Consider the following 16,956-nt stretch of genomic DNA (forward strand, 5'->3'; position numbering starts at 1 on the left):
ATCTACGGTCTCGATGACCGCTACCGTGGGGTCAAGGGCCAGCGCGACGTGTTGTTTGTCAATGAGGCGGACATCATCCGCCTGGGCTTCAAGCCGGGGCAGAAGGCTGACATCGTTTCGCTCTGGGAGGATGGCCGCGAGCGCCGGGTCAAGGGTTTCACCTTGCTGGCGTTCGATATCCCCGCCGGACAGGCTGCCGCCTACTACCGGAAGTGAACCCGCTGGTGCCGTTGGAAAGCATCGGCGACGACAGCCATACACCGACCTCCAAGTTCGTCGCCATTGTCCTGGAGCGGGCCAGCGAAACCGGACTGATCATGGCCAGAGCGAGTTGATAGCCCCTCGGAGCGCTCTATAACCCATGCTTCGGATCGCCACCGCGGCAATAGCAAAAGGCCATTCGACAAACTGATGGCCCTTTACTAGAGTCTGCGGACGGTGCTCTTCATCCATTCATTCGAAAACGATGGCCGGCACCCGACCAGGGACCCTGCCCACCAGCAGGTCCTGTCCTCCCAGCACGGATTGCGGAGAGCATTCATGTCGATCACACCCGGTCATACCACGCACCACCACGGCGACACCCCTTCCCTCGCCAGCAAGACAATCGCATCGTCAGCGCCGCGATTCACCCTGCCATCGGCGTGGCGCGGGTCGGCAACAGCGAGTCGGAATACTTTGTCGGGCCCCAGGTCACCTCCCCGCGCCCCGAGCCCTGGGGTTCTACCGCGATGCCCAGGGCGCGTTGAAGCGCCAGGCCGCCGAGTTCCGGATCTATGGCTATAACCTGGCCGGAGAAGTGGTCGCGGAACTGACCGCTGAAAACGCCGACATCGTCTGGTCGGCCCATGTCGCCAACAGCAAGGCGCAGTGGTTTCAATGGCAATTGGCGATGGACATCCCCGAAGCCGCCAGCGTGGTGCTCCCCCTGCGCAATGCGACAGTCACCGGCGCCCAGGCCCGGAACGAACTGACCATTGACGGCGGCCTGCAGCACATCAGCGGGGCCAATGCCTCAGGTGTCGAATTCAACGGAACATTCCAGGGCACGCCGGTCTACCTCGGCGAATTGCTCACGGACGCTCAGGGCCGCCTGCTGTTTCTCGGCGGGCGCGGTGTTTCGGCTTCGCCCAAAGACACACCGATCTTCAACCCGGCCGACGACAACAGCTTCATCAACGCCGACGGCTGGTACGACGATACCTCGGACGGTTCGGTCAGTGCCCAGGTCAGCATCGGCGGGCGCGCGATCCCGGTGGAATCGGCCTGGGTCGTTACCGCGCCGCCGAACTATGCACCGCAGGTCAAGAGCGTGCGAACGCTGTACGACCTGACCTATGACCTGTTTATCCAGGCCGGTTGGCTGAAGGCCCCAACCACTGTCTCGTTCCGCCACGACGTCTACCCGATCCTGCAACGCCTGTCGGGCCTGCAATGGGTCAACCAGGGCTTTGCCACCCAATTCGGCCACAGCGGCCCCTACAACTTCGAGGACCCGGCGTTCATCGCCAAACTGGCCCGCAAACCCTTACCGAACAACTACGACCTCTACGCTGAAACCCGCCGCCAGATCCTCAACAGCTTCCGCCTGCCCCAGCCGACCGACAGCAATCCGCTGCCCTGGCCGTGGATCTATGGCGACTACATGGAGCTAGCGGACAACCCGAGCCCACGGCAGAATGCCTCGATTACCCAGACCCAGTACCTGGCCCTCAGCCGTTGGGCGGACGGCCACTTCGAAGCCGACTGGTCCAACGATCCACCGCCGGGGCACTTGGACTCGGTACCCTTGGCTGAACAACCGGCGATGCTCGATCGCGCGGCCCTGGACTTCTGCCTGGCCGATGCCTTCCACCCGGGCTGCGAAATGACCTGGCCGATGCGCCACCTGCCGCTGTACGCCAAGCCCTGGCGCATTCGCCAGCGGCCGGCCGGTAGCGCGCAACCCGACTACGGAGCAACCCTGGACCAGACCCAGGCACTGGCCATCGGTGGCCCTTTGTACGGACAGGCCCCCGGCGATCTGAACCGCTGGATGGGTCTGCCCTGGCAGGCCGACACCGCTTATTGCCGGGGTGGGTACGACACCGCCTATAACCCGTTCACCGCGACCTTCTGGCCGGCCCGGGTACCCAACCAGGTGCTCAGCGACGCGGATTACGCTCAGGTCGTCGACCCGGCCCTGCCGCCCGAATCACGCCTGGATGCCTTTGTCGATCGGAGCAACTGGAACGCACCGCTGCTGGTCGACGGCCCGGGAACCGACACCGCCGCACAGATGCAAGCCATGGTGGATATCTTCGGCTCCATGGGGTTGCTGGAAGTCCGGGCAGGTATCGCCAACAGCCCGCTGTATCCCGACACCATGATGGTTGCCAGTTATGGGCCGGATATCCCCACCGACGAGACACTCGCCGGCCAGCCGTTGCTCGCCGCGACCGCTACCGCAAGCACTCGACGGGTGTCGAGGGGCGCCAACTTCAGCAGTCCGGAAGAGGCCGCACAGGCGCACGCACTCAGGTCCCGGCGTCGTTCGGACTAGATGGTGCGCTACGACGTAGCCATTGTCGGCGGAGGCCCCGCCGGCTCGGCGACCGCGATCACCCTCGCCCGCCTCGGCTGGCGGGTGCTGTTGGCCGACTCGACAGCCCCCGGGCGCTTTCGGGTCGGCGAAGGTTTTCCGCCTTCGGCGCGCTCGCTACTCAATGACCTGGGGGTGCTCGACGGTTTTCTTGCCGCCGGGCATCGCCGCAGCTACGGCAATGTCTCCGTGTGGGGCTCGGACGAGCCGCACATGGACGACTTTATCTTTCACACCCATGGCCAGGGCTTTCAACTGGACCGTGCTGTTTTCGACAGCCAACTACGCGCGGCGGCGCGACAGCTCGGGGTATCGGTTCACGAATCCACCCGACTGAGCCAGACACCCGACGAGGACGGCTTCCGCCTGAGTCTGGCCCGTGACGGCCAGGAACAGCCGGCCCACTGCCGCTGGCTGATCGATGCCGGAGGTCGCCCGGCAGTGTTCGCACGCCAGCAGGGCGCGCAGCGCCTGAGCGATGATCGCTGGTGGCGTTCTACCTGTTGCTACACAGTTCGCAAGGTACCGACCAAGATGGCCGGACCCTGGTCGAGGCCGTCGAGAACGGCTGGTGGTACAGCGTACTGCTGCCGTCGAGAGAACGACTGGTGACCTACCTCGGCGATCTCGACCTGCTTGATCGCCAGCAGCTGCTGAACGGCGAAGGCCTGTGGCGGCAGTTGGCAAAGACACGCCTGTTGTCGTCGCTGTGCCAGGCGCACGACTATCGCCCTGGCACCTCGGTCCACGGCATGGACGCCAGCAGCGGGCGGCTCTCGGTGTTCCACGGCTTACGTTGGGCGGCCGTCGGGGACGCGGCCTTGTCTTTCGACCCGCTGTCCTCGCAAGGCATTGCCACCGCACTGTACTGCGGCCAACACTGCGCCCAGGCAGTACATGCCGCGTTGCAAGGCGACCCTGCGGCACTACCAGGCTATGCCGAGCTACTGACACGGATCTATGCCGCTTACCTGGACAACCGGCAGCAGTTCTATGGGATGGAAAAACGCTGGAGCGAATCGATTTTCTGGAACCCGACGCTAGGCCTTGAACAGCCCTTTCAGCTGCGCGGGACGCGCAAAATGAGTGTGTTCAAGCGACATGGGACTGACTTAGACCAACTAAGTTCCCCAGTAAAAACAGTAAGTTATGATTTTGTATACAACTCGTGTTATTCGTCGGATTTCGATTGTAACGTTTCCCACACAAGCCTCAGGATCGCGCCGTCATCCCTTTGAGGCTCCTCTCGCATGAAGTTCTCGTCGATTCTCTTGTTGTCCCTGAGCCTGGCCAGTGGCTTTGCCTGCGCCGGTGGAACCGCCGAAGCCGGTATCGGCGGCGCGCTGGGCGGGGTGCTCGGCTCGGCCGTCGGTCAGTCCCTGGGCGGCAACACCGGCTCGACCATCGGCGCGGCCCTGGGTGGTGCTGGCGGTAGTGCGGTGGGCGCGAACAAACACAGCCGTGGCGAAGCCGCCATCGGTGGTGCCCTAGGCGCCGCCGGCGGCAACGTGGTCGGCCGCAGCATGGGCGGTACCAATGGCAGCCTGATCGGCGCCGCCGCTGGCGGCGGCGCGGGTGGCGCGCTGGGCAACTACATGGGTAACTCCAGCGATCGCGAAGGCGGCCATTACCGTGGCGACCGCCGTGACTACCGTGGCGAACATCGCGGTCACGCTTATGGTCATCGCAAGCATCGCCGGCATTGGGACGACTGACCGTCCGTAACAGGGGGGGACGTCTCCCCTGCTTTCGCTCCCAGAGGGCATGGCAGGACGAGCGGCAAAGAAGCCGTCCGAGCCGCTGTTCGAACGAGTCGCCGAATTACAAACCATTACATCTTTTCTATCACCCAACCTTAAGCCAAATTCCTAGAAGCCGCCGATTAGAGCTTTGCTGCCATGACCTCAGCAGCCAGCGTGATTGTTGAACAAAGGCTCTGATACCTAGCGGGGCAGTCAGTTTAAAAAACCGTTCCAGCCGCAAAAAACCAGGTCGCCTGCCTCGTCGGATTAAGGGTTATCCCGATATTGACATCAATATGCTACCTATATGATCCGCCGACCTTGAGCTATGCAATGGAAGCAGGAGATGCGGATCTATCTTGGAGTCTGGCCAGGCATCGGGCCAAGTACTGTCGGGCGGTACTTCAGGCAGTCCCTTCTCAACGGCACACCTGATCATTGTCATGGTGATCGCCCTCGCCTTGCGTGTCACACCACGTTCGACCGTTGCAGCAAGCCCTCCCCTTACGCCAGTGCCCGATACCGACCTCGACCGGTACACATGCCAGCCCGTGTTCATCCCGGGTCAGAGCCCGGACGAATAGTGGACGGCCGTGAACACGTTGCCGGGATGATCTCGCCATGTTCTCACTGAGCCTCGCCAAGCACGACACCCCGGCACAACTGCATCTGACGGGCAACCTGAGCGGGGCCGAGGTCAGCGCCGCCCGCGATCAGTTGCTCGGCCTGCTGCCGTTGCCGGCAGGGCCCTGGCAGCTGGACCTGGGCGGTCTGAACGAACTGGACAGCAGCGGTGCGCAACTGCTCCTGGCGATTCAGCGCGCCCTGTCGTCCATCGACCAGCCGACCACCGTGTCGCGGGTCTCGCCCGCGGTGCACGAACAGCTGAGGCTGCTGAACCTGGAATCGCTGTACCCCGCCGCCCGAACGAGGACTGACCGATGCCCAGTGGCGAACAATGCAACCCGCCGCCATCCCTGGCCCCTATCCGCCAGCTCGGCCTGGCTGTGGCCCAGGACAACTGAAATGTCCAGCGAGCTCACGCCGCCGCCCCTCGGCGACAGCGAATTCCGCCGTCTGCAAAAGCTCATGGCCGATGCCTCGGGAATCGTCCTGGCGCCGAACAAGAGGCCGTTGATGGCCGAGCGCCTGACCCAGCGCCTGCACCATTACCGGCTCGACAACTACGCCGACTACCTGCGTCTGCTCGACCAGCCACCGAATCTCAATGAGCGACGGCTGGTGGTGGAGCTACTGATCAGCAACGAAACCTATTTCTTCCGTGAGCATCCGCACTTCGACTATCTCGGCAGTTGGCTGGCCGCTCGACAAGCACCGTTGAAATGCTGGAGCGCGGCCTGTTCCTCCGGCGAAGAAGCCTACAGCCTGGCCATGGTCGCCCAGGAACATTTGCACAACGGCGATTGGTCGGTCCTCGCCAGCGACCTGAGCCTGAGCGTGCTGGAGAAGGCCGGCGACGGCATTTACAACATGGCCCAGGCGAAATATTTTCCTCAGGGCTGGCTGCACCGCCATTGCCTCAGTGGCAGCGGTGACATGAGTGGCTACTTCCGGGTCCAGGCGGTCCTGCGCGAGCGGGTCAGCCTGCGGCAGATCAACATTGTCCGACCACTGCCCGATGACCTGGGGTTGTTCGACGTGATCTTCCTGCGCAATGTGCTGATCTATTTCAACAATGAGGAAAAGCAGCGCATCGTACAGCGCCTGGTCAGCCAATTGCGTCCCGGCGGGCTGCTATTCATCGGTCATGCGGAAAGCATCCACGGCCTCGACGTGCCGGTGCGGCTGCTCAGTCCCGCCGTCTACGAACGCCTATGAAGCCGTTGCTGTTTCTGCACCCCGGCGGCGACTTGCCCGGTCGGCGGCCGTGTGACCATCCGGCTCGCAGTTATCACGTGACGGCTTGGAGACGGCCCTCGTTCAACACGGCACTCGACGGCCCGCCGGCCTGACGGCACAAGCCTTCGGTGGACGTATTGTTTCGTCAAGTGGCCAGATATAAGGCATCCGGCCCTTGACCCCGACATAAACCACCGCAGCACGCCGAGGCGGCTGCGCCCTTTCCTTTGCGTCATTGGGCTTGAGCTTATGCTTTGTCGAATACTGCTTGCCGACGATTACCCGCTGTTTCGCGCGGGTATCAAGGCACTGCTGGAAAAACAACAAGAATACGAAATCGTCGGCGAAGCGGGCGATGGTCAGGCGGCGATCGAACTGGCTTCGCGGCTCAAGCCGGATATCGTGTTGCTGGACATGTCCATGGAGCGCATGAACAGCGTGGCGGCGCTCAAGGAGCTGTCGCTACGCGCGCCGCGCAGCAAGGTGCTGATGCTGTCGATGCACACCGACAGCCACTTCGTGATGAAGTGCCTGCAACTGGGGGCCCACGGCTACCTGCTGAAGAACGCCACGGTGCTGGAGCTGGAGCTGGCGCTCAAGGCCTTGCGCCATGGCGGCCAGTACCTGTCCTCGGCCGTGGTACCGCTGGTGGTCGACCAGGCGGTGCGCCAGACCCACAGCCAACCGATCCGCGCCCACCAGGTCGCGCTGACCGCCCGGCAACTGGAAATCCTCAGACTGATCGCCCGGGGCGAGAGTACCCGCTCGATCGCGGTCGGACTCGGCCTGAGCATCAAGACCGTGGAGGCGCATCGCTCGCAGATCATGCACCGACTACGGATTCACGATATTGCCGGCCTGGTACTGTTCGCGGTGCGCGAAGGAATCATTCAGCTCAACGACTGAAGCGCCTCGCGCAGGGCGGCGGGGATGGTCGCCGGCTGGTTCGAGGCGCGATCGACGAATACGTGAACAAAGCGCCCGGCCGCGCAGGCGTCGTCCTCACCGGCCTTGAACACGGCCAGTTCGTATTGCACCGAACTGTTGCCCAGCTTGCCGACCCGCAGGCCGATCTCGATGCGCTCGGGGAAGGCGATCGAGGCAAAGTAGTCACAGGCCGAACTGACCACGAAGCCGACGACTTCGCCGTCATGGATATCCAGGCCGCCCTGTTCGATCAGGTAGGTGTTCACCGCCGTGTCGAAAAAACTGTAGTAGGTGACGTTGTTCACGTGACCGTAGACATCGTTGTCATGCCAGCGCGTGATGATCGGCTGGAAGTGGCGATAGTCGGCGCGTTGCGGCAGGCGGTCGGTCATGGTGGGCTCCTGGGTCATGGCTGCAGGTGCTCGCTGAGAAAGCGCAAATAGCGCTCGCGATAGGCCGGGATTTCATTGGCCAGGTGGTGCCGGGCTTCGGCCAACAGCAGTATCTCGGGGCGGTCGAACTTGCTCCGTAGCACGGCGAGGTTATGCGCCCAGTCGACGGTCATGTCGGCCTGCCCTTGTACGATCAAAGGTCGTCGCGGGCTTTTCGCCGCCGACTCGATAGCGGGGATCCAGCGCGCCAGGGCACCGACCCAGGCCGTCGGCAGACGTTGCGGTTGCAACGGGTCGGCGAGCAGGAACGGCATGAACGCCGGGTCGTTGGTGTTCTCGCTGAAGCGCCGGGCGATGCCGTTGACGAAGGGCTTGAGCAGGTAATAGCTGAGCTTCGACCAGCCCCAGGCTCGCGGCCGCACCAACGGCGACAGCAGGATCACCTGACCCTGGGCCGGGCTGTCGCCACCGTGCCTGAGCAGATGGTCGATGACGATCGCGCCGCCGGTACTCTGGCCGAACAGGTGCCAGGGTTGCGGCAGATCGAGGCCGCGGGCCTCGTTGAACAGGCCCTGCAATGCCTGCTGGTATTGGGCGAAGTCGTCGATGCTGGCCCGCTCGCCACTGGACAGGCCATGGCCCGGCAGGTCGCAGGCAATCACGCGAAGCCCTGGTCCAGCGCCCAGTCGACGATATGGCGGTACAGGCCCATGTGGTCGTAGAAACGTGGAGCAGGAACAGCGTTGCCACCGGCGACGCGGCAGCCAGAGCTGGCTGACCAGCTCGAAGTCGCCGCAGTTGAAGCGGCCCAACGGCGGCGGGCGGATACGCTGGGGCAGGTCCAGGCGTAGAAGCGCTGGAGGCCGCGCCTCTTCGACAAGGCGCGCCGCGACCAGGGTCGCAGCTGAACGCAGGGAATCGCGGCAAGGTGACGGCATAGGCTTCCAGGCAGGACACGACAACACCAAGCGTTTCACAGACCTGCGTATTACCTATTTCATCTCGGGTCCAGGGTCAGGCCATTGGCAAGCCTGTGGGCAACGCTGTATCCTGCTCCCGAGTTGTCTACCGACACATGGCGCCCATGTACCGCCCATGATTCGTCGACGTGGGCGCTGACACAGGGACATACTCGCCGCGTGATCTGCCTCGCCGACCGATCTGCCGCGGACCATGGCCTGTCCAGTGGCGAGCGGCAGCATCGACGACTTCGCCCAATACCAGCAGCATTGCAGGGCCTGTTCAACGAGGCCCCGGCCTCGATCTGCCGCAACCCTGGCACCTGTTCGGCCAGAGTACCGGCGGCGCGATCGTCATCGACCATCTGCTCAGGCACGGTGGCGACAGCCCGGCCCAGGGTCAGGTGATCCTGCTGTCGCCGTGGTGCGGCCGCGAGCCTGGGGCTGGTCGAAGCTCAGCTATTACCTGCTCAAGCCCTTCGTCAACGGCATCGCCCGGCGCTTCAGCGAGAACACCAACGACCCGGCGTTCATGCCGTTCCTGCTCGCCGACCCGTTGCAACCGCAACGTCTGCCGACGGCCTGGGTCGGTGCCCTGGCGCGCTGGATCCCGCTATCGAGTCGCGGCGAAAAGCCCGCGACGACCTTTGATCGTACAAGGGCAGGCCGACATGACCGTCGACTGGCGCATAACCTCGCCGTGCTACGGAGCAAGTTCGACCGCCCCGAGATACTGCTGTTGGCCGAAGCCCGGCACCACCTGGCCAATGAAATCCCGGCCTATCGCGAGCGCTATTTGCGCTTTCTCAGCGAGCACCTGCAGCCATGACCCAGGAGCCCACCATGACCGACCGCCTGCCGCAACGCGCCGACTATCGCCACTTCCAGCCGATCATCACGCGCTGGCATGACAACGATGTCTACGGTCACGTGAACAACGTCACCTACTACAGTTTTTTCGACACGGCGGTGAACACCTACCTGATCGAACAGGGCGGCCTGGATATCCATGACGGCGAAGTCGTCGGCTTCGTGGTCAGTTCGGCCTGTGACTACTTTGCCTCGATCGCCTTCCCCGAGCGCATCGAGATCGGCCTGCGGGTCGGCAAGCTGGGCAACAGTTCGGTGCAATACGAACTGGCCGTGTTCAAGGCCGGTGAGGACGACGCCTGCGCGGCCGGGCGCTTTGTTCACGTATTCGTCGATCGCGCCTCGAACCAGCCGGCGACCATCCCCGCCGCCCTGCGCGAGGCGCTTCAGTCGTTGAGCTGAATGATTCCTTCGCGCACCGCGAACAGTACCAGGCCGGCAATATCGTGAATCCGTAGTCGGTGCATGATCTGCGAGCGATGCGCCTCCACGGTCTTGATGCTCAGGCCGAGTCCGACCGCGATCGAGCGGGTACTCTCGCCCCGGGCGATCAGTCTGAGGATTTCCAGTTGCCGGGCGGTCAGCGCGACCTGGTGGGCGCGGATCGGTTGGCTGTGGGTCTGGCGCACCGCCTGGTCGACCACCAGCGGTACCACGGCCGAGGACAGGTACTGGCCGCCATGGCGCAAGGCCTTGAGCGCCAGCTCCAGCTCCAGCACCGTGGCGTTCTTCAGCAGGTAGCCGTGGGCCCCCAGTTGCAGGCACTTCATCACGAAGTGGCTGTCGGTGTGCATCGACAGCATCAGCACCTTGCTGCGCGGCGCGCGTAGCGACAGCTCCTTGAGCGCCGCCACGCTGTTCATGCGCTCCATGGACATGTCCAGCAACACGATATCCGGCTTGAGCCGCGAAGCCAGTTCGATCGCCGCCTGACCATCGCCCGCTTCGCCGACGATTTCGTATTCTTGTTGTTTTTCCAGCAGTGCCTTGATACCCGCGCGAAACAGCGGGTAATCGTCGGCAAGCAGTATTCGACAAAGCATAAGCTCAAGCCCAATGACGCAAAGGAAAGGGCGCAGCCGCCTCGGCGTGCTGCGGTGGTTTATGTCGGGGTCAAGGGCCGGATGCCTTATATCTGGCCACTTGACGAAACAATACGTCCACCGAAGGCTTGTGCCGTCAGGCCGGCGGGCCGTCGAGTGCCGTGTTGAACGAGGGCCGTCTCCAAGCCGTCACGTGATAACTGCGAGCCGGATGGTCACACGGCCGCCGACCGGGCAAGTCGCCGCCGGGGTGCAGAAACAGCAACGGCTTCATAGGCGTTCGTAGACGGCGGGACTGAGCAGCCGCACCGGCACGTCGAGGCCGTGGATGCTTTCCGCATGACCGATGAATAGCAGCCCGCCGGGACGCAATTGGCTGACCAGGCGCTGTACGATGCGCTGCTTTTCCTCATTGTTGAAATAGATCAGCACATTGCGCAGGAAGATCACGTCGAACAACCCCAGGTCATCGGGCAGTGGTCGGACAATGTTGATCTGCCGCAGGCTGACCCGCTCGCGCAGGACCGCCTGGACCCGGAAGTAGCCACTCATGTCACCGCTGCCACTGAGGCAATGGCGGTGCAGCCAGCCCTGAGGAAAATATTTCGCCTGGGCCATGTTGTAAATGCCGTCGCCGGCCTTCTCCAGCACGCTCAGGCTCAGGTCGCTGGCGAGGACCGACCAATCGCCGTTGTGCAAATGTTCCTGGGCGACCATGGCCAGGCTGTAGGCTTCTTCGCCGGAGGAACAGGCCGCGCTCCAGCATTTCAACGGTGCTTGTCGAGCGGCCAGCCAACTGCCGAGATAGTCGAAGTGCGGATGCTCACGGAAGAAATAGGTTTCGTTGCTGATCAGTAGCTCCACCACCAGCCGTCGCTCATTGAGATTCGGTGGCTGGTCGAGCAGACGCAGGTAGTCGGCGTAGTTGTCGAGCCGGTAATGGTGCAGGCGCTGGGTCAGGCGCTCGGCCATCAACGGCCTCTTGTTCGGCGCCAGGACGATTCCCGAGGCATCGGCCATGAGCTTTTGCAGACGGCGGAATTCGCTGTCGCCGAGGGGCGGCGGCGTGAGCTCGCTGGACATTTCAGTTGTCCTGGGCCACAGCCAGGCCGAGCTGGCGGATAGGGGCCAGGGATGGCGGCGGGTTGCATTGTTCGCCACTGGGCATCGGTCAGTCCTCGTTCGGGGCGGCGGGGTACAGCGATTCCAGGTTCAGCAGCCTCAGCTGTTCGTGCACCGCGGGCGAGACCCGCGACACGGTGGTCGGCTGGTCGATGGACGACAGGGCGCGCTGAATCGCCAGGAGCAGTTGCGCACCGCTGCTGTCCAGTTCGTTCAGACCGCCCAGGTCCAGCTGCCAGGGCCCTGCCGGCAACGGCAGCAGGCCGAGCAACTGATCGCGGGCGGCGCTGACCTCGGCCCCGCTCAGGTTGCCCGTCAGATGCAGTTGTGCCGGGGTGTCGTGCTTGGCGAGGCTCAGTGAGAACATGGCGAGATCATCCCGGCAACGTGTTCACGGCCGTCCACTATTCGTCCGGGCTCTGACCCGGGATGAACACGGGCTGGCATGTGTACCGGTCGAGGTCGGTATCGGGCACTGGCGTAAGGGGAGGGCTTGCTGCAACGGTCGAACGTGGTGTGACACGCAAGGCGAGGGCGATCACCATGACAATGATCAGGTGTGCCGTTGAGAAGGGACTGCCTGAAGTACCGCCCGACAGTACTTGGCCCGATGCCTGGCCAGACTCCAAGATAGATCCGCATCTCCTGCTTCCATTGCATAGCTCAAGGTCGGCGGATCATATAGGTAGCATATTGATGTCAATATCGGGATAACCCTTAATCCGACGAGGCAGGCGACCTGGTTTTTTGCGGCTGGAACGGTTTTTTAAACTGACTGCCCCGCTAGGTATCAGAGCCTTTGTTCAACAATCACGCTGGCTGCTGAGGTCATGGCAGCAAAGCTCTAATCGGCGGCTTCTAGGAATTTGGCTTAAGGTTGGGTGATAGAAAAGATGTAATGGTTTGTAATTCGGCGACTCGTTCGAACAGCGGCTCGGACGGCTTCTTTGCCGCTCGTCCTGCCATGCCCTCTGGGAGCGAAAGCAGGGGGAGACGTCCCCCCCTGTTACGGACGGTCAGTCGTCCCAATGCCGGCGATGCTTGCGATGACCATAAGCGTGACCGCGATGTTCGCCACGGTAGTCACGGCGGTCGCCACGGTAATGGCCGCCTTCGCGATCGCTGGAGTTACCCATGTAGTTGCCCAGCGCGCCACCCGCGCCGCCGCCAGCGGCGGCGCCGATCAGGCTGCCATTGGTACCGCCCATGCTGCGGCCGACCACGTTGCCGCCGGCGGCGCCTAGGGCACCACCGATGGCGGCTTCGCCACGGCTGTGTTTGTTCGCGCCCACCGCACTACCGCCAGCACCACCCAGGGCCGCGCCGATGGTCGAGCCGGTGTTGCCGCCCAGGGACTGACCGACGGCCGAGCCGAGCACCCCGCCCAGCGCGCCGCCGATACCGGCTTCGGCGGTTCCACCGGCGCAGGCAAAGCCACTGGCCAGGCTCAGGGACAACAAGAGAATCGACGAGAACTTCATGCGAGAGGAGCCTCAAAGGGATGACGGCGCGATCCTGAGGCTTGTGTGGGAAACGTTACAATCGAAATCCGACGAATAACACGAGTTGTATACAAAATCATAACTTACTGTTTTTACTGGGGAACTTAGTTGGTCTAAGTCAGTCCCATGTCGCTTGAACACACTCATTTTGCGCGTCCCGCGCAGCTGAAAGGGCTGTTCAAGGCCTAGCGTCGGTTCCAGAAAATCGATTCGCTCCAGCGTTTTTCCATCCCATAGAACTGCTGCCGGTTGTCCAGGTAAGCGGCATAGATCCGTGTCAGTAGCTCGGCATAGCCTGGTAGTGCCGCAGGTCGCCTTGCAACGCGGCATGTACTGCCTGGGCGCAGTGTTGGCCGCAGTACAGTGCGGTGGCAATGCCTTGCGAGGACAGCGGGTCGAAAGACAAGGCCGCGTCCCCGACGGCCGCCCAACGTAAGCCGTGGAACACCGAGAGCCGCCCGCTGCTGGCGTCCATGCCGTGGACCGAGGTGCCAGGGCGATAGTCGTGCGCCTGGCACAGCGACGACAACAGGCGTGTCTTTGCCAACTGCCGCCACAGGCCTTCGCCGTTCAGCAGCTGCTGGCGATCAAGCAGGTCGAGATCGCCGAGGTAGGTCACCAGTCGTTCTCTCGACGGCAGCAGTACGCTGTACACCAGCCGTTCTCGACGGCCTCGACCAGGGTCCGGCCATCTTGGTCGGTACCTTGCGAACTGTGTAGCAACAGGTAGAACGCCACCAGCCGATCATCGCTCAGGCGCTGCGCGCCCTGCTGGCGTGCGAACACTGCCGGGCGACCTCCGGCATCGATCAGCCAGCGGCAGTGGGCCGGCTGTTCCTGGCCGTCACGGGCCAGACTCAGGCGGAAGCCGTCCTCGTCGGGTGTCTGGCTCAGTCGGGTGGATTCGTGAACCGATACCCCGAGCTGTCGCGCCGCCGCGCGTAGTTGGCTGTCGAAAACAGCACGGTCCAGTTGAAAGCCCTGGCCATGGGTGTGAAAGATAAAGTCGTCCATGTGCGGCTCGTCCGAGCCCCACACGGAGACATTGCCGTAGCTGCGGCGATGCCCGGCGGCAAGAAAACCGTCGAGCACCCCCAGGTCATTGAGTAGCGAGCGCGCCGAAGGCGGAAAACCTTCGCCGACCCGAAAGCGCCCGGGGCTGTCGAGTCGGCCAACAGCACCCGCCAGCCGAGGCGGGCGAGGGTGATCGCGGTCGCCGAGCCGGCGGGGCCTCCGCCGACAATGGCTACGTCGTAGCGCACCATCTAGTCCGAACGACGCCGGGACCTGAGTGCGTGCGCCTGTGCGGCCTCTTCCGGACTGCTGAAGTTGGCGCCCCTCGACACCCGTCGAGTGCTTGCGGTAGCGGTCGCGGCGAGCAACGGCTGGCCGGCGAGTGTCTCGTCGGTGGGGATATCCGGCCCATAACTGGCAACCATCATGGTGTCGGGATACAGCGGGCTGTTGGCGATACCTGCCCGGACTTCCAGCAACCCCATGGAGCCGAAGATATCCACCATGGCTTGCATCTGTGCGGCGGTGTCGGTTCCCGGGCCGTCGACCAGCAGCGGTGCGTTCCAGTTGCTCCGATCGACAAAGGCATCCAGGCGTGATTCGGGCGGCAGGGCCGGGTCGACGACCTGAGCGTAATCCGCGTCGCTGAGCACCTGGTTGGGTACCCGGGCCGGCCAGAAGGTCGCGGTGAACGGGTTATAGGCGGTGTCGTACCCACCCCGGCAATAAGCGGTGTCGGCCTGCCAGGGCAGACCCATCCAGCGGTTCAGATCGCCGGGGGCCTGTCCGTACAAAGGGCCACCGATGGCCAGTGCCTGGGTCTGGTCCAGGGTTGCTCCGTAGTCGGGTTGCGCGCTACCGGCCGGCCGCTGGCGAATGCGCCAGGGCTTGGCGTACAGCGGCAGGTGGCGCATCGGCCAGGTCATTTCGCAGCCCGGGTGGAAGGCATCGGCCAGGCAGAAGTCCAGGGCCGCGCGATCGAGCATCGCCGGTTGTTCAGCCAAGGGTACCGAGTCCAAGTGCCCCGGCGGTGGATCGTTGGACCAGTCGGCTTCGAAGTGGCCGTCCGCCCAACGGCTGAGGGCCAGGTACTGGGTCTGGGTAATCGAGGCATTCTGCCGTGGGCTCGGGTTGTCCGCTAGCTCCATGTAGTCGCCATAGATCCACGGCCAGGGCAGCGGATTGCTGTCGGTCGGCTGGGGCAGGCGGAAGCTGTTGAGGATCTGGCGGCGGGTTTCAGCGTAGAGGTCGTAGTTGTTCGGTAAGGGTTTGCGGGCCAGTTTGGCGATGAACGCCGGGTCCTCGAAGTTGTAGGGGCCGCTGTGGCCGAATTGGGTGGCAAAGCCCTGGTTGACCCATTGCAGGCCCGACAGGCGTTGCAGGATCGGGTAGACGTCGTGGCGGAACGAGACAGTGGTTGGGGCCTTCAGCCAACCGGCCTGGATAAACAGGTCATAGGTCAGGTCGTACAGCGTTCGCACGCTCTTGACCTGCGGTGCATAGTTCGGCGGCGCGGTAACGACCCAGGCCGATTCCACCGGGATCGCGCGCCCGCCGATGCTGACCTGGGCACTGACCGAACCGTCCGAGGTATCGTCGTACCAGCCGTCGGCGTTGATGAAGCTGTTGTCGTCGGCCGGGTTGAAGATCGGTGTGTCTTTGGGCGAAGCCGAAACACCGCGCCCGCCGAGAAACAGCAGGCGGCCCTGAGCGTCCGTGAGCAATTCGCCGAGGTAGACCGGCGTGCCCTGGAATGTTCCGTTGAATTCGACACCTGAGGCATTGGCCCCGCTGATGTGCTGCAGGCCGCCGTCAATGGTCAGTTCGTTCCGGGCCTGGGCGCCGGTGACTGTCGCATTGCGCAGGGGGAGCACCACGCTGGCGGCTTCGGGGATGTCCATCGCCAATTGCCATTGAAACCACTGCGCCTTGCTGTTGGCGACATGGGCCGACCAGACGATGTCGGCGTTTTCAGCGGTCAGTTCCGCGACCACTTCTCCGGCCAGGTTATAGCCATAGATCCGGAACTCGGCGGCCTGGCGCTTCAACGCGCCCTGGGCATCGCGGTAGAACCCCAGGGGCTCGGGGCGCGGGGAGGTGACCTGGGGCCCGACAAAGTATTCCGACTCGCTGTTGCCGACCCGCGCCACGCCGATGGCAGGGTGAATCGCGGCGCTGACGATGCGATTGTCTTTGCTGGCGAGGGAAGGGGTGTCGCCGTGGTGGTGCGTGGTATGACCGGGTGTGATCGACATGAATGCTCTCCGCAATCCGTGCTGGGAGGACAGGACCTGCTGGTGGGCAGGGTCCCTGGTCGGGTGCCGGCCATCGTTTTCGAATGAATGGATGAAGAGCACCGTCCGCAGACTCTAGTAAAGGGCCATCAGTTTGTCGAATGGCCTTTTGCTATTGCCGCGGTGGCGATCCGAAGCATGGGTTATAGAGCGCTCCGAGGGGCTATCAACTCGCTCTGGCCATGATCAGTCCGGTTTCGCTGGCCCGCTCCAGGACAATGGCGACGAACTTGGAGGTCGGTGTATGGCTGTCGTCGCCGATGCTTTCCAACGGCACCAGCGGGTTCACTTCCGGGTAGTAGGCGGCAGCCTGTCCGGCGGGGATATCGAACGCCAGCAAGGTGAAACCCTTGACCCGGCGCTCGCGGCCATCCTCCCAGAGCGAAACGATGTCAGCCTTCTGCCCCGGCTTGAAGCCCAGGCGGATGATGTCCGCCTCATTGACAAACAACACGTCGCGCTGGCCCTTGACCCCACGGTAGCGGTCATCGAGACCGTAGATGGTGGTGTTGTACTGGTCATGGGAGCGCATCGATTGCAGGATCAGGTCCGGTTTCTTGCCGGTGGCGTGGGTGCGCTCATGAATCAAGTCGGCCGGTAGGCCGTTCGCGCGAAGTTCGCCCGGCCCGACGGGGTGTTCCAGCGGCGTG

Annotated in this window: 15 protein-coding genes and 6 pseudogenes; 10 read left to right on the plus strand and 11 right to left on the minus strand. The window is 63.4% G+C overall.

Annotation, left to right across the window (positions count from 1 at the left end):
* From PFEN_RS22260 to PFEN_RS22290, 8 genes and pseudogenes are all read left to right on the plus strand, one after another.
* Window positions 1-335: pseudogene (locus PFEN_RS22260) on the plus strand (CbbBc protein); the annotation flags it as partial.
* Between the two features lie 131 nt (window positions 336-466).
* Window positions 467-2,542: a LodA/GoxA family CTQ-dependent oxidase gene (locus PFEN_RS31105; protein WP_263596624.1), complete on the plus strand. Its 2,076-nt coding sequence runs from the start codon at window positions 467-469 to the stop codon at window positions 2,540-2,542.
* Between the two features lie 3 nt (window positions 2,543-2,545).
* Window positions 2,546-3,193: an NAD(P)/FAD-dependent oxidoreductase gene (locus PFEN_RS22270; RefSeq protein ID WP_191488864.1), complete on the plus strand. Its 648-nt coding sequence runs from the start codon at window positions 2,546-2,548 to the stop codon at window positions 3,191-3,193.
* Complete coding sequence (locus PFEN_RS22275; protein WP_191488865.1) at window positions 3,190-3,819, plus strand: NAD(P)/FAD-dependent oxidoreductase; 630 nt, start codon at window positions 3,190-3,192, stop codon at window positions 3,817-3,819. Before PFEN_RS22270 ends, PFEN_RS22275 begins: the two co-directional genes overlap by 4 nt.
* A gap of 12 nt (window positions 3,820-3,831) precedes the next feature.
* Window positions 3,832-4,296: a glycine zipper domain-containing protein gene (locus PFEN_RS22280; protein ID WP_191488866.1), complete on the plus strand. Its 465-nt coding sequence runs from the start codon at window positions 3,832-3,834 to the stop codon at window positions 4,294-4,296.
* A gap of 648 nt (window positions 4,297-4,944) precedes the next feature.
* Window positions 4,945-5,226: pseudogene (locus PFEN_RS30830) on the plus strand (STAS domain-containing protein); the annotation flags it as partial.
* Between the two features lie 123 nt (window positions 5,227-5,349).
* The gene (locus tag PFEN_RS22285) at window positions 5,350-6,162 is read left to right on the plus strand and encodes a CheR family methyltransferase (protein WP_191488870.1); all 813 of its coding nucleotides are present in this window, start codon (window positions 5,350-5,352) and stop codon (window positions 6,160-6,162) included.
* Between the two features lie 270 nt (window positions 6,163-6,432).
* Window positions 6,433-7,089, plus strand: a complete 657-nt coding sequence (locus tag PFEN_RS22290; protein ID WP_191488868.1) for a response regulator transcription factor — start codon at window positions 6,433-6,435, stop codon at window positions 7,087-7,089.
* Here PFEN_RS22290 and PFEN_RS22295 read toward each other — a convergent pair.
* Window positions 7,074-7,502 carry an acyl-CoA thioesterase gene (locus tag PFEN_RS22295; protein ID WP_191488869.1) on the minus strand — a complete coding sequence of 143 codons (429 nt, stop codon included), beginning with the start codon at window positions 7,500-7,502 and terminating at the stop codon, window positions 7,074-7,076. The genes PFEN_RS22290 and PFEN_RS22295 overlap by 16 nt on opposite strands.
* Before the next feature lie 14 nt (window positions 7,503-7,516).
* Window positions 7,517-8,421: pseudogene (locus tag PFEN_RS22300) on the minus strand (alpha/beta hydrolase).
* A gap of 253 nt (window positions 8,422-8,674) precedes the next feature.
* Here PFEN_RS22300 and PFEN_RS22305 point away from each other — a divergent pair.
* Together PFEN_RS22305 and PFEN_RS22310 are read left to right on the plus strand one after the other, a co-directional pair.
* Window positions 8,675-9,290: pseudogene (locus PFEN_RS22305) on the plus strand (alpha/beta hydrolase); the annotation flags it as partial.
* 14 nt (window positions 9,291-9,304) lie between these two features.
* Entirely contained in the window at window positions 9,305-9,733 is a 429-nt protein-coding gene (locus tag PFEN_RS22310; RefSeq protein ID WP_191488869.1) for an acyl-CoA thioesterase, read from the plus strand.
* Here the strand turns inward: PFEN_RS22310 and PFEN_RS22315 are convergent.
* The 9 genes and pseudogenes from PFEN_RS22315 to PFEN_RS22350 form a co-directional block, all read right to left on the minus strand.
* Window positions 9,718-10,374, minus strand: coding sequence for a response regulator transcription factor (locus tag PFEN_RS22315; protein ID WP_191488868.1), 657 nt, complete (start codon window positions 10,372-10,374; stop codon window positions 9,718-9,720). The genes PFEN_RS22310 and PFEN_RS22315 overlap by 16 nt on opposite strands.
* A 270-nt stretch (window positions 10,375-10,644) precedes the next feature.
* The gene (locus PFEN_RS22320; RefSeq protein WP_191488870.1) at window positions 10,645-11,457 is read right to left on the minus strand and encodes a CheR family methyltransferase; all 813 of its coding nucleotides are present in this window, start codon (window positions 11,455-11,457) and stop codon (window positions 10,645-10,647) included.
* A gap of 88 nt (window positions 11,458-11,545) precedes the next feature.
* Window positions 11,546-11,863 carry an STAS domain-containing protein gene (locus tag PFEN_RS22325; RefSeq protein WP_191488871.1) on the minus strand — a complete coding sequence of 106 codons (318 nt, stop codon included), beginning with the start codon at window positions 11,861-11,863 and terminating at the stop codon, window positions 11,546-11,548.
* A gap of 649 nt (window positions 11,864-12,512) precedes the next feature.
* On the minus strand, window positions 12,513-12,977 hold the full coding sequence (locus tag PFEN_RS22330) for a glycine zipper domain-containing protein (RefSeq protein WP_191488866.1): 465 nt from the start codon (window positions 12,975-12,977) through the stop codon (window positions 12,513-12,515).
* Between the two features lie 298 nt (window positions 12,978-13,275).
* Window positions 13,276-13,653 (minus strand): NAD(P)/FAD-dependent oxidoreductase, encoded by a 378-nt coding sequence (locus PFEN_RS22335; RefSeq protein WP_191488872.1) that lies wholly within the window; start codon window positions 13,651-13,653, stop codon window positions 13,276-13,278.
* On the minus strand, window positions 13,614-14,090 hold the full coding sequence (locus PFEN_RS30835; RefSeq protein WP_224771049.1) for an NAD(P)/FAD-dependent oxidoreductase: 477 nt from the start codon (window positions 14,088-14,090) through the stop codon (window positions 13,614-13,616). The genes PFEN_RS22335 and PFEN_RS30835 overlap by 40 nt, the downstream gene beginning before the upstream one ends.
* Before the next feature lie 41 nt (window positions 14,091-14,131).
* Window positions 14,132-14,263: pseudogene (locus PFEN_RS31595) on the minus strand (FAD-dependent oxidoreductase); the annotation flags it as partial.
* Complete coding sequence (locus PFEN_RS22345; RefSeq protein ID WP_191488874.1) at window positions 14,264-16,267, minus strand: LodA/GoxA family CTQ-dependent oxidase; 2,004 nt, start codon at window positions 16,265-16,267, stop codon at window positions 14,264-14,266.
* A 205-nt stretch (window positions 16,268-16,472) separates the two neighbouring features.
* Window positions 16,473-16,956, minus strand: a pseudogene (locus PFEN_RS22350) (CbbBc protein); the annotation flags it as partial.

It is taken from the genome of Pseudomonas sp. FEN (assembly GCF_904067045.1).
Taxonomy (GTDB): domain Bacteria; phylum Pseudomonadota; class Gammaproteobacteria; order Pseudomonadales; family Pseudomonadaceae; genus Aquipseudomonas.

Bases quoted from the DNA above. Each gene is read 5' to 3' on its own strand.
- PFEN_RS22330 (WP_191488866.1), bottom strand. From the start codon at position 12,977: ATGAAGTTCTCGTCGATTCTCTTGTTGTCCCTGAGCCTGGCCAGTGGC.
- PFEN_RS22325 (WP_191488871.1), bottom strand. From the start codon at position 11,863: ATGTTCTCACTGAGCCTCGCCAAGCACGACACCCCGGCACAACTGCAT.
- PFEN_RS22310 (WP_191488869.1), top strand. From the start codon at position 9,305: ATGACCGACCGCCTGCCGCAACGCGCCGACTATCGCCACTTCCAGCCG.
- PFEN_RS22285 (WP_191488870.1), top strand. From the start codon at position 5,350: ATGTCCAGCGAGCTCACGCCGCCGCCCCTCGGCGACAGCGAATTCCGC.
- PFEN_RS22280 (WP_191488866.1), top strand. From the start codon at position 3,832: ATGAAGTTCTCGTCGATTCTCTTGTTGTCCCTGAGCCTGGCCAGTGGC.
- PFEN_RS31105 (WP_263596624.1), top strand. From the start codon at position 467: ATGGCCGGCACCCGACCAGGGACCCTGCCCACCAGCAGGTCCTGTCCT.
- PFEN_RS22290 (WP_191488868.1), top strand. From the start codon at position 6,433: ATGCTTTGTCGAATACTGCTTGCCGACGATTACCCGCTGTTTCGCGCG.
- PFEN_RS22320 (WP_191488870.1), bottom strand. From the start codon at position 11,457: ATGTCCAGCGAGCTCACGCCGCCGCCCCTCGGCGACAGCGAATTCCGC.
- PFEN_RS22315 (WP_191488868.1), bottom strand. From the start codon at position 10,374: ATGCTTTGTCGAATACTGCTTGCCGACGATTACCCGCTGTTTCGCGCG.
- PFEN_RS22295 (WP_191488869.1), bottom strand. From the start codon at position 7,502: ATGACCGACCGCCTGCCGCAACGCGCCGACTATCGCCACTTCCAGCCG.
- PFEN_RS22345 (WP_191488874.1), bottom strand. From the start codon at position 16,267: ATGTCGATCACACCCGGTCATACCACGCACCACCACGGCGACACCCCT.